This is a genomic window from Oribacterium sp. KHPX15 (genome assembly GCF_900107835.1).
Classification (GTDB): domain Bacteria; phylum Bacillota; class Clostridia; order Lachnospirales; family Lachnospiraceae; genus Oribacterium.
Map to the genome: position 1 here is coordinate 47,397 of NZ_FNRG01000003.1, position 12,352 is coordinate 59,748.

General features: G+C 36.9%; 13 protein-coding genes. 10 read left to right on the plus strand and 3 right to left on the minus strand.

Annotation, left to right across the window (positions count from 1 at the left end; translation table 11 throughout):
• Positions 1-61 precede the first annotated feature (61 nt).
• The 6 genes from BLV86_RS02895 (at position 62) to BLV86_RS02915 (ending at position 6,037) form a co-directional block, all read left to right on the plus strand.
• The gene (locus tag BLV86_RS02895; RefSeq protein WP_090815060.1) at positions 62-1,219 is read left to right on the plus strand and encodes a tetratricopeptide repeat protein; all 1,158 of its coding nucleotides are present in this window, start codon (positions 62-64) and stop codon (positions 1,217-1,219) included.
• A gap of 278 nt (positions 1,220-1,497) precedes the next feature.
• On the plus strand, positions 1,498-1,671 hold the full coding sequence (locus tag BLV86_RS17720; protein ID WP_175456420.1) for a hypothetical protein: 174 nt from the start codon (positions 1,498-1,500) through the stop codon (positions 1,669-1,671).
• A 181-nt stretch (positions 1,672-1,852) separates the two neighbouring features.
• Positions 1,853-3,091, plus strand: coding sequence for a tetratricopeptide repeat protein (locus tag BLV86_RS02900; RefSeq protein WP_090815061.1), 1,239 nt, complete (start codon positions 1,853-1,855; stop codon positions 3,089-3,091).
• A 236-nt stretch (positions 3,092-3,327) separates the two neighbouring features.
• Positions 3,328-3,627: a WXG100 family type VII secretion target gene (locus BLV86_RS02905; RefSeq protein WP_090815062.1), complete on the plus strand. Its 300-nt coding sequence runs from the start codon at positions 3,328-3,330 to the stop codon at positions 3,625-3,627.
• A gap of 201 nt (positions 3,628-3,828) precedes the next feature.
• Positions 3,829-4,143, plus strand: a complete 315-nt coding sequence (locus BLV86_RS02910) for a WXG100 family type VII secretion target (RefSeq protein ID WP_090815063.1) — start codon at positions 3,829-3,831, stop codon at positions 4,141-4,143.
• Between the two features lie 502 nt (positions 4,144-4,645).
• On the plus strand, positions 4,646-6,037 hold the full coding sequence (locus BLV86_RS02915) for a tetratricopeptide repeat protein (protein ID WP_090815064.1): 1,392 nt from the start codon (positions 4,646-4,648) through the stop codon (positions 6,035-6,037).
• A gap of 301 nt (positions 6,038-6,338) precedes the next feature.
• Here the strand turns inward: BLV86_RS02915 and BLV86_RS02920 are convergent, their stop codons facing one another.
• Positions 6,339-6,668, minus strand: a complete 330-nt coding sequence (locus BLV86_RS02920) for a type II toxin-antitoxin system PemK/MazF family toxin (protein ID WP_090815065.1) — start codon at positions 6,666-6,668, stop codon at positions 6,339-6,341.
• Positions 6,665-6,925, minus strand: coding sequence for an AbrB/MazE/SpoVT family DNA-binding domain-containing protein (locus BLV86_RS02925; RefSeq protein ID WP_090815066.1), 261 nt, complete (start codon positions 6,923-6,925; stop codon positions 6,665-6,667). Before BLV86_RS02925 ends, BLV86_RS02920 begins: the two co-directional genes overlap by 4 nt.
• Positions 6,926-7,446: 521 nt before the next feature.
• On the opposite strand from BLV86_RS02925, the gene BLV86_RS02930 reads away from it, so the two are divergent.
• Together BLV86_RS02930 and BLV86_RS02935 are read left to right on the plus strand one after the other, a co-directional pair.
• Positions 7,447-8,184 (plus strand): YggS family pyridoxal phosphate-dependent enzyme, encoded by a 738-nt coding sequence (locus tag BLV86_RS02930; protein ID WP_090815067.1) that lies wholly within the window; start codon positions 7,447-7,449, stop codon positions 8,182-8,184.
• 221 nt (positions 8,185-8,405) lie between these two features.
• On the plus strand, positions 8,406-9,887 hold the full coding sequence (locus BLV86_RS02935) for a tetratricopeptide repeat protein (RefSeq protein WP_090815068.1): 1,482 nt from the start codon (positions 8,406-8,408) through the stop codon (positions 9,885-9,887).
• A gap of 267 nt (positions 9,888-10,154) precedes the next feature.
• Here the strand turns inward: BLV86_RS02935 and BLV86_RS02940 are convergent, their stop codons facing one another.
• On the minus strand, positions 10,155-11,111 hold the full coding sequence (locus tag BLV86_RS02940) for a hypothetical protein (RefSeq protein WP_090815069.1): 957 nt from the start codon (positions 11,109-11,111) through the stop codon (positions 10,155-10,157).
• A 532-nt stretch (positions 11,112-11,643) separates the two neighbouring features.
• Here BLV86_RS02940 and BLV86_RS02945 point away from each other — a divergent pair.
• Together BLV86_RS02945 and BLV86_RS02950 are read left to right on the plus strand one after the other, a co-directional pair.
• A complete protein-coding gene (locus BLV86_RS02945; protein WP_090815070.1) occupies positions 11,644-11,943 on the plus strand; it encodes a WXG100 family type VII secretion target in 300 nt (99 codons plus the stop codon).
• 74 nt (positions 11,944-12,017) lie between these two features.
• On the plus strand, positions 12,018-12,332 hold the full coding sequence (locus BLV86_RS02950; RefSeq protein ID WP_090815071.1) for a WXG100 family type VII secretion target: 315 nt from the start codon (positions 12,018-12,020) through the stop codon (positions 12,330-12,332).
• Positions 12,333-12,352 lie beyond the last annotated feature (20 nt).

Consider the following 12,352-nt stretch of genomic DNA (forward strand, 5'->3'; position numbering starts at 1 on the left):
AGATACAAATGATAATATGTTTATACAAAAGAAAAAGTCTGAAATTACAAGAGAGGTACGAATGGAAAAGAAATCAAGTCCAATTATAATCATATCTGTTTTGACAGGAATCCTTCTGGCAGCACTTGTCGGCATGCTGGTATATTTCAATCTCCCGGCGCAGCGTATCAGGCGAATGCTTAAGACGGCAAACAAGTTCCTCGCTGAAGAGAACTATGAAGAAGCGATACTGACCTTGCAGAAGATGATAGAGATAGATCCAAAGAATGAAAATCTATACGTCATGCTTGCCGGAACATATGAAAAAACAGGAGACACAGACAAAGAGATACGTCTTTTGCAGGGAGCCCTTGATGTGCTTCCGGAGGCAGAGGACTTGTCGGAAGCATTGGAACAGGCATATACGAATGTTACCCTGTCTGAAAGAGAGGGAACATATAAGGATCCTGTTAGTCTGGTACTAGATGCACCTAAGGACAGTAAAATATATTACAGGGTTACCGATGCTGGAGTGGATGATACATATTCTGCTGATGATCCGAAAACCGGCAGCAAAGAGAAAGAATATAGTGAACCCATAAGTCTTGAAGAGAATGGAAATTACAGCATAGAGTATTATGCGGTAAGCAAAAACGGGTACGAAGGTGAACACAAAACAGCTACCTATGTTATAGAGCTTGATGAGAGTAAGTATCCTTCTGATGAATCTTGGAAGCAGGCTTATATTGATGTTATAAATGGCGGAGAATATTTTAATACATTTTGGGGTGATTATGATTCCGGTTTTGAAGATCCAGATGACGAATCTATTGATCCTGAAGCCAAAGTTTGGAATTATACATATGTAAATGATGATAACATTCCTGAAATAACTCATATTGGCCATTATTCGAATTATTTTTTATCGTATTTTGATGGTGAAGTTCAAGGATTTGGAGGTGGAAAAATATGGTTCGAATTTAAACCAGGAACAGAATTTATTATCAGCCACCTACCACGAGAACAGGAAGTCTTTAAGATTGGACCTAATGGTCTTGAATCAATTCAAGGCTTCTATACTGCTAATGGTTCTTTGGGAGAATTCTACTACGTTGATGATACAGAAGTCACAGAGGATCAATATGATTCTGCATTCTCACAATATTATGATCCTGAAATGAAAGAGCCCGAAGGCAAATACTCAACAAAAGAGATCATCGAAATAATAAATAATCTGTAATGATGTGTTGTATTACATATATAACTTAAAACGTTTACATTAAAAATATAGACATTAAAGACGCCGAAAAACTTGTTGAAGAGTTGGATCTATCTTCAGAAGATTTCGACATATCATTTACAGATAATGCAGATAAACTAATCGCAATAACAGACATGTGTAACGGAAAATACATTTCCACTGAAAATGGTCAGGGCTTTGGTTTATATGAAATTGACGGATTATACAATTGAGAAGCAACCATTGATTTTGAAGGGGAAGAAAAAAATTTCTTTAGTATGAAGGATGGCAAACTCGTAAATCTTGGTCCAGATCCGGATGAGCCAGGATACTATTTTTGCGCTGTTGATGAAAATGGCGAGCTGTCTTATTCCGGTGAAGAGGAAATCTTCGAATTTACAGCAGGCATTCCGGGCTACGCGGAGAGTTTTAATGCTTTTTGGGGAGATTAATTGGACTCAATGCCATGCATTAACCAATTAGGCATTTTCAATCTGATCGTATCAACTGATTTATTGATGGTTGAAATAATTCAAAACGCTAAGAATCTGAATGGTTTTTTAGCGTTTTTTATTATATGAAGATGTATAATATTTGCGGGGTACATACTATAAATAACATTTAGGGGTAATTATGGAAAAGAAATCAAGTCCAATTATAATCATTTGTGTTTTGACAGGGCTCCTTCTGGTAGCACTTGTCGGCATGCTCATATTCTTCAATCTACCGGCGCAGCGAATCAGGCGAATGCTTAAGACTGCTAACAAACACATAGCAGAAGAAAACTATGACGAAGCTATCCTGACTTTGCAAAAGATGATAGAGATAGATCCTAAAAACGAAAATCTATATATAATGCTTGCAGATACATACGAAAAAAACGGCGACATCGATAAAGAGGTTGAATTCCTTCAGGAAGCCGTGACTTTGATGCCGGAAAAACAAAAGATATCTGAAGTTCTTTTAGACGTATATCCGGAGGTCACTCTGTCTAAGAACTCAGGAACATATACCGATCCTGTGACACTATCAATGTCTTCATCGGGAGAAAGTGAGATTTTCTATAAACTTTCCGGAAGTAATAATGAAAGTAAATATTCATCCCCTATTGAATTCGGAAAAAACGGAGAATATACCATTGAGTACTATGCATTAAGTGAAAACGGATACGAGGGTGAACACAAAACAGCCACTTATACAATAAAACTTGATGAGAGCAAATACCATTTTAACGAGTGGGTAGATGAGTCCAACGGAAGACACTACTATGATGAAAACGGCGTATCAGTTACAGGTTGGCTCAAGCTTAAAGGAAAATGGTATTTGTTCGACGGTAATGGTGTAATGCTCACCGGTTTTCGTGAAGACAAAGGAAATACCTATTATCTAAGATCTGATGGAATCATGGTCATTGGTTGGCAGGACATAAACGGAAAGAGATATTACTTCGATGAAAGCGGAGCCATGCTCAAGAATCAGTGGATAGACGACACATTCTATGTAGGTGCAGACGGGGCCATGCTCGTTGATACAGTGACTCCTGATGGGATCACTGTGGATAAGGACGGCAGGAAACGAAGGAAATTAACAAATGATCAGGCATGTGATGCATTCGAGAATTATTTAGATAAAGAATGGCCTCAATTAAAAGAGATGACAGAAAGAGGTGTAAACTGGGGTTGGTGGTTAATGGAAGAGGACAGTGACGAAAATCAGGTTGTGATTTTGTTTAGGTCCTATACAGGTGCATATACATATTATTATATCGACCGTTATACAGGCGAAACCTTATATAGATGTGAACAACTTCCGGATGGAACTCCTATTGAAGAACCATTCGAAAAGATGAACATCTGGGATTATGTATACTAAAAGCCAGGGTTTATTGTTTTAAAATAATTAGATTTGCATCTGTAGAGTAGAAATAAACGGTTATAAACGTGATTTATTCGCTGATGAATGGTTAAAAGATGTCATTCATCAGCGAATAATGCTTTTTATCAGAATTCAAACCACTATATAAACACTGATGGTAATATGAGTACATACAAAAGAAAAGCAAAACAAAACACACAAAATAAAAATTCAATTCAAGGAGAAAACCAATTATGTCAATGTTCAGAGTAAACACAAGCACACTTAGAAGCCAGGCAGAGCAGTTATCAACCTTAAATGAGACCTTCAAGACTCAGGTTGCAAACCTTAGTGATAAGGAAAATGCTCTTTCAAACATGTGGGAAGGCGAAGCAAGAACGGCATTCCATAATGCGTTCCAGCAGGACAAAGAACAGTTTGATGTTTTCTATCAGGGAATAAGGAATTTCATCACAACATTGGAAAACGATGCAGCTGAGTACGACAATGCAGAGGCACAGAACCTCAGCACTGCGCAAACCAGAAAAGCCTGATAGCAGGTACAGAATAAGAGAAACCAGACCAGAAATTAATTACAAATATACAATAAGATAAACAAGGATTAATACTTAAAACCAATCAGATCTTAATACAGGTACCGGATAATACTTACAGAAAAAATCAAGGGAGGTACAGGTTGGATCTGAACCAGAATTAAACATTAACGAAATAATAATTAAACGGAGGAAATAAAAATGGAAGGACAGTTAAAAGTAACACCGGAGGAGCTTCAGAACGCATCATCAGAGTTTTCAAATATAGACAATACAGTGTTAAACACCACATCGGAAATGATGACACTTGTAAAGAACCTTACATCAGCATGGGAAGGTGAGTCATCACAGTCATACATCAGCAAGTTCAATGAGCTTGAGGATGATATGCAGAAGATACATGCAAAGATACAGGAGCATTCTCAGGATCTTGCAGAAATGTCAACAGTATATACCAATGCAGAAAAGACAACAACCGCAGCAAACCAGGCGGTTTCATCAAATCTGATCAACTGATTGAAGATTGGGATATTTTAAAACACTACTGTTTCAAAGTATGTTGACAAATCATCGCATTGACGAAGATAAACAACGATGTTAAGATATTAATTGAAAAGAAGTGCTACCGGTAGACGGTTAGCCCTTAAACATTTAGTTACAAAAAATAACCGCTAGTTTGCGAGACTGGGGCGGTTATTTTTTTGTTATCTCATAAACAAGACCAATGATTGCAACCATCAGAATTCCAAACTGGAATAAATCAGAATAACTAACCACGGTGCCCTCCTTTCTGGAGGGTCTTACAAAGCCCTCCGGATGAAGGGCTAACCGCTTACCGTTTTGTACTGGTAGCACTCTCAAATTTTAGCAAACATACATTCTGATGTCAATTGATGACCATTCATATATCAAGGGTAAAGCGATTTATGAAATAGGAGATGATTTATCGGTTTTTCTATTTGGGGAAGATGTATAATATTTTAAGGCTATATACTATAGAGAATGTTTAGGGGTAAGAATGGAAAAGAAATCAAGTCCAATTATAATCATTTGTGTTTTGACCGGAATCCTTCTGGCAGCACTTGTCGGCATGCTTGTATTCTTCAATCTTCCTGCACAGCGAATCAGGCGAATGCTTAAGACGGCCAATAAATTCATAGCGGAAGAAAACTATGACGAAGCGATCCTGACCTTGCAGAAGATGATAGAGATAGATCCCAAAAACGAGAAACTGTACCTTTTGCTTGCAGACACCTATGAAAAAAACGGTGATACAGAGAGTAAAATAAGCCTTTTGCAGGAGGCTGTTAAAGTACTACCAGAGGCGGTGAGCTTATCGGAGGCATTGGGACAGGCAGAGTCAGATGTCGATAAATCAATATTTGCAAACTCACTTACAATTCAGCCGGGAGTATACTACCAAACTAACTGTACGGTAAAATGGGAGGATTTATCTTCCAACAGGATGGAGCACTATGAAAAAGATGAGCTGTTACATGGAACAGAGCATTACGGAGAAGACTTAGATAACTATATAGTGATAGAAGAGGAAAACGGCATACTAAAGTTTCATTGGCAAAATGGCAAATATTTTAAAATGACAGGATCATTTGAAAAAAATATGGATGGATCATATTCTGCATTTAATGACACAGAGGATTACACGAATGATTATCCTAATGCCAGTATCACATCAATAGCATCTTTATCAGATACAGAAATTATGATTTTAAGTATCGGTGATGGCGCGGGTTACAGCGAGTCATATATTACGATGAAAAAGAATCAATCTGAGATATTAAATAATAAGGCCGTGTCATCCGCAGAGGCCGGAAATGGATGGAAAAAAGCTTATACCAACTATATAACAAACCTCGGAATCAAATATGATAGTTCGGGGTATGCCATGTATATATATAAGTTAGTTAATATAGATAATGATGAGATACCGGAACTATATATTAGTTTTGGAACAACTGCTGGTGGAGATGCTATTTGTACTTATTATGATGATCAATTAATTGAGCAGACATTATCAATTGAAGGGTTAACATATTTGGAGGGACAGAACATTTTTAGAAATCAAGGTGGAAGTATGGATGAATACTTCGACCAAATATATTCTTTGAAAAATGGACAATTTATATTGCTTCATGAAGGAGAATATGGTGCTGCTGATAATTCTCAATTGGTTTTCGACTCTGACGGAAACCCAATATATAATTACTATTGGGATGGAGCAGAAGTCAATTCTGAAGAGGAATATATGAGTTTGCTTAAAAGTTTTTATGATGTTCAAAAAGCTATTTCCCCATATGACGGTGCAGATTTTGATGGAACACGTATGCGTTATGTGGGAAATGGATTGTGCGATTATGCTGAAATTTTAGATGCTATAAATGCTTATTAAATCACAGGTAACTTGATTTTGCAAATTTGGAAGGATGAATAAATGAAAAAATTGTCGACGCTGTTGATGGATATATTATTGATAGTATGTTTATGTGCCTGCGTATCAAACACCCAGAAAATACAAAAGCAATTGTCATTCATTAACTAATACTGATCAACTGATTTAGTAAAAATTGATATATTTCAACCCGCTAAAGATCTAAAAGATTTTTTAGCGAGTTTTTCATCGAAATGTATTATATGTGAAGGGGTTATATTATTTGGGAATAATAGTTGTCTCTCATTAACATTACATATGTTCATACAACATCATCCGTGAGGCGATGCAGGTAATCATTGCATGTATCAACTATATCAGCAGGAGCCTTTTCTATAAAGATTGCACCTCGTTTTACCAGGTCTACCGTTCGGATCTGGAAACATAAAACCACTCCTTGAGTTTTCGTTCTTTTGTCCAATTCCACTTCAAGAGGATATGATTTCTGCTTTGTTGTTATCGGAAGAATGATGTTAAGATCTCCGGGAAGAGGGACAGAATTCATTACAATAACTGGTCTATAATTGCCCTGTTCATGACCTTTTATAGGGTTTAGGTCTACTTTGACGATATCGCCTTTATTGAAAGTCATAATAGTTCGCCTCCGACATCTTCTCCCCAGTCCATTTCATTGGCATCACTAAGGTCGGATTGTGTGATTTCAGAAAAGGGCTTTCCATAGAACTGCTCAAACATTTGGGCAGTGGTTTGATTTTTTCTCACGAAAAGTCCACCGTCCTTTAATTCACAGTCTACTTGTTCACCGGCCTTTAGTCCAAGAGTCTCAGTTACTACAGCAGGTATCCTTATTCCAATGCTGTTTCCCCATTTTGATATAGTTATGTTCATGGTTAGCCTCCTTTGCGATATACATTGTATATCATTTCGCTAAAGTTTGCAAGCATGGATATTTAGCATGGGAAGATGTATTATATTTGATGGATTTATTCAAAAAAGAATAATTATTGATAAGTATGGGAGAACAGGCATGAAAATCTGTCCTAATTGCAAGAATATGATGATCTAAATAGAATTATTAAAAATGTCGAAAACAGCGTCAATATATATCAGGAGAAATTCAGCTGTATAACAACCTATGAGTACTAATCATAATTGTAATGGTTCAATAATCTGTATTGACATTGGAAAGAAAGGCATATATTTAAAGTAATCGAAATTGACCCCAAGAATACGGACGCTTATATGGGCCTAGGTGACGCCTACTGCCATTTATCATCAGATAATGTTTTTGCCGGATTTCAATCTTAATTATAGATACAAATGATGAAATGCCTTCATACAATACAAAAGTAAAATGGCGTGATACTTTGGATTAAAGAATTGCTTAAATGCTGAAGGAGATAAAATTAATGAGCGATGAAATTACGATTGAGTCAAACCTTAGGTTGGTAGAAGACAGAATAAAGGCTGCATGTGAAAGAGCAGGAAGGAATCCCTCAGGAGTGACTCTTGTTGCAGTAAGTAAGACAAAGCCTTTTTCCGACGTCCTGGAGGCAAGGAAAGCCGGCGCTAAAGAGTTCGGCGAGAACTATGTCCAGGAGATGATGGATAAGATAGAAGAAGCTGAAAATGTACCCGATATGGCTCTAGTCAGGTGGCATATGATAGGACACCTTCAAAAGAATAAGGTCAAGTACCTTATCGGGCATACGGCCCTTATTCATTCTGTTGATTCCTTATCCCTTGCCGAGCAGATCGAAAAGGAAGCAGCAAAAAAAGATGTGGTGATGCGGGTGCTTCTGGAAGTTAATGTTGCAGAAGAAGAGAGCAAATGGGGATTTGATACAGTGTCCGTTAAAGAGGCTGCCGAAAAGATTCTTGATTTTCCTCATGTGAAAGTTCTCGGCCTCATGACTTCTGCACCGTATACGGAAGATCCTGAGACCAACAGACAGTTTTTTAGAGAGCTTAATGCTTTGGCCCATGAGCTATATGATGATAAACTCATAGCCAATCAAGACCCTGACTTCAAACTCCCGGTTCTTTCCATGGGTATGACCGGAGATTTTGAGGTCGCAGTGGAAGAAGGTGCCACTATGGTACGAGTCGGAACCGCTATATTCGGAAACAGAAGTTACAGGAAATGATTGGCATTTTTTAAGCTGTTCGTATTAGCCAAAAATAAAAATATATTAAAAATGGCTAATAGAATCAACCGCCATTCAAGAATCATGGTAGTAAGATTGAAAGAGCCTGATCACCAGATATTTTAAAACGCTAAGAATCTGAATGGTTTTTAGCTTTTTTTATTTTATGAAGTTGTATAATATTTGCGGGTACATACTATAAATAACATTTAGGGGTAATTATGGAAAAGAAATCAAGTCCAATTATAATCATTTGTGTTTTGACAGGGCTCCTTCTGGCAGCACTTGTCGGCATGCTCATATTCTTCAATCTACCGGCGCAGCGAATCAGGCGAATGCTTAAGACGGCTAACAAACACTTAGCGGAAGAAAACTATGACGAAGCTATCCTGACCTTGCAGAAAATGCTGGAGATAGATCCTAAAAATGAGAATCTATACATAATGCTTGCCGATACATATGAAAAGAACGGAGACATCGAAAAAGAGGTAGAATTCCTTCAGGAAGCTGTGACTCTGATGCCGGAAAAACAAAAGATATCTGAAGCTCTTTTGGACGTATATCCGGAGGTCACTCTGTCTAAGAACTCAGGAACATATACCGATCCTGTGACACTATCAATGTCTTCATCGGAAGGAAGCGAGATTTTCTATAAACTATCCGGAAGTAATAATGAAAGCAAATATTCATCTCCTGTAAGCTTAGATAAAAACGGAGAATATACCATCGAGTACTATGCAGTAAGCAAAAACGGATACGAAGGTGATCACAAGACTGCCACCTACGTAATAAACCTTGACGAGAGTAAATATCATTTCAATGAGTGGGTGGAAGAAGCTGACGGAAGACACTACTATGATGAAAACGGCTTATCGGTTACAGGTTGGTTCCAGCTTAAAGGAAAATGGTATCTTTTTGACAGCAATGGTGTAATGCTCACCGGTTTCCGGGAAGACAAAGGAAATACCTATTACCTAAGGTCTGACGGCATTATGGTCACCGGCTGGCAGGACATAAATGGAAAACGATATTACTTCGATGAAAATGGCGCCATGCTCACAAATCAGTGGATCGATGACACCTACTATGTAGGAGCAGACGGTGCTATGCTCGTTGATACCGTAACACCCGATGGAAAGAAAGTCGGTAAGGACGGAAGGAAGATAGATGAGGCATGGAAGAAAGCTTATATTGACGTTATAAATGGAAAAACAACACTTTCATATAGTAATGAAAATATCTATGAATTTTGCAGATTTTCGAAAGATTCAGCATGTTGGAATTATGCATATATAAATGATGACTTAATTCCAGAGCTGATATGTACGATTGATTCTAGTCCCTTTGTGATTTTCTCATATGTAGATGATCGATTAATAGATAAATTGGGTGAAGATGCGTCAATTAAATATACTTATAAAAAGAATCTTATTTATATATTTGAAGGTGAATATTATAGCAGTATGAGTTTTATGATTACGCCAAACGGATTTGAACAGATTCATTATATTGGTAATGCTTGGATTAATTATAGTAATGGTATACCTATTGAGGGTTATTATGATTATCATTTCGATGGTAAATCTGTTACTGAAGAAGAATTTAATGTATTAAAATTCAAGTATTTTAATGAAGCAGATATGATAGAACCTCAAGGGAAATACAACAGTACGGAAATGATAGAAATTATTAATAATATGTAGTTATCAAGAAATCATCGCATTGACGAAGATAAATATCGATGTTTGGATATTAATTGAAAAGAAGTGCTACCGGTAGACGGTTAGCCCTTATATTTAACAGTTAAAAAAATCGCTTAGTTTGCATACTAAGCGGTTTTTTAAAAATGCAAAGAAACCTACATCAGCATGTGAAGGTGAGTCATCACATGCATACATTAAAAAGTTTTATGAAATTGAAGATGATATGCAGAAGATCCACACAACGATCGATGAGCATGTTCGGGCTCTTTATTCAATTCCGTATTTCAGATACATTTCCTGTCGTTCTTCAGAAGTTGCGTTTAAAGCCTTGTTGAATTCTGTACTTCCGGGATCAAGCTTCTTTAGAAGTTTGGCGAGCATATCTTCGCCCTTGGATTGACCTTCAATGCGGCCTTCATTACGACCTTCGATGCGTATGTCATCCATTAATTCTTTCCATGCATTACCCATATTGACATGACCTCCTATTGCGTTTTCTGTTGAAATCTTTGCACCGGCATATTCATTTATCATATTAACAGTATCTGTACTGATATTTTCGTATCCACCTGAATTCAGTATATCACGAGTTGCGGTTTTATTATCTGAAATCTGTATGAATTTTAATACGGTACCGAGTTCGCTGTTGAATCTGCCAAAATCACTGATTTCATTTGGGGTTATAAGATTGAGTTTATAGTTATTCACATATTTCAGTAGTTCCTCTGGAATATCGCCAAACATATCATAAAGAGATCTGGGACCGTCCCAGGCGTTGTTATCAAAACTTATACAAAGTGTGATCACCGGCAATAAATGATCTTCTTTTGAAAAACCTGAGATCTTCTCAGCACCATTTAGATCCTTTGCTTTTTCGTGATTCCTCTTTATATCGTCAACTTGAGCCGTATAGTTCAATGCATCGTACAGATAATCCCTCACCGGCATGGCATAATGCACATCTGCCTGACCTTCAATGCCAAGAAGGACAAGGGTTGTTTGCCCGTAACGCTTGATATTGCAAAGTTTCAAAACATCTCTGAATTTTTGATTTGCAAATAATTTGCCGGTTTTATAGATGGCAGATAATTCTGTGATATCCTTTTCTGCCAGATCCGTTGGTTTGATCAAGGGTTTTCCATCAAACAAATAATAGTTAAAGGCATCAGCAAAGATTTCATTCTGTGCAAGATACATTTTTGTAAGAACATCTTTCTTTCCCATATATTTACAATTTCACCTCCGGAAAAATAATGAGATGCAGTTCATTTCATTATGCAAAAGACAGCCGTTATGTTTTATGGTCGTGTCTTAGCGTTTTAATTAAGGATGGATTTAAATCTGGAATCTTTTTAATGATGTACAAATCTAAGATGATGAATAGGATATTTTAAGATTGAAAAGAACTGCATATTTTTTAGATGTGAGCATCATATCACAACATGATACATTTGCATATCGTCTAAATTCAGACTATATGATGTTTTGATATAAGAATGACGGCTGAGCTGTTACGATATTTCGTAAACGTCAGATCAATTTCTAAATAAGGAAATGATTTAGCCCTTTTCTTCTTTGGGAAGATGTATAATATCTGAGGGGGACATACTATAAAGATTATTTCGATTATATATACCATTCATCAGCGAATAATGCTTTTTATCAGACTTTAAACCATTACATATATTTCGATGGTAATATTTGTACATACAAAAGAAAAGCAAAACAAAAAACAAAATCAAGGAGAAAAGTAATTATGTCAATGTTCAGAGTAAACACAAGTACACTTAGAAGCCAGGCAGAGCAGTTATCAACCTTAAATGAGACTTTCAAGACTCAGGTGACCAATCTTAGCGATAAGGAGAATGCTCTTTCAAACATGTGGGAAGGTGAAGCAAGAAATGCTTTCCATAATGCTTTCCAGCAGGATAAGGAACAGTTTGATGTATTTTATCAGGGAATCAAGAACTTCATCACTACACTTGAAAACGATGCAGCCGAGTACGACAAGGCAGAGGCACAGAATCTCAGCACTGCACAGACAAGAAAAGCATGATAAAAGGTACAGAATAAGAAAAACCAGACCAGATAAACTTAATAACAAATATACAATTAACGGAGGAAATAAACATGGAAGGACAGTTAAAAGTAACACCGGAGGAGCTTCAGAACGCATCATCAGAGTTTTCAAATATAGACAATACAGTGTTAAACACCACATCAGAAATGATGACACTTGTAAAGAACCTTACATCAGCATGGGAAGGTGAGTCATCACAATCATACATCAGCAAGTTCAATGAGCTTGAGGATGATATGCAGAAGATACATGCAAAGATACAGGAGCATTCTCAGGATCTTGCAGAAATGGCAACAGTATATACCAATGCAGAAAAGACAACAACCGCATCAAATCAGGCGGTTTCATCAAATCTGATTAACTGATTGATTAAAAAATGAGATGT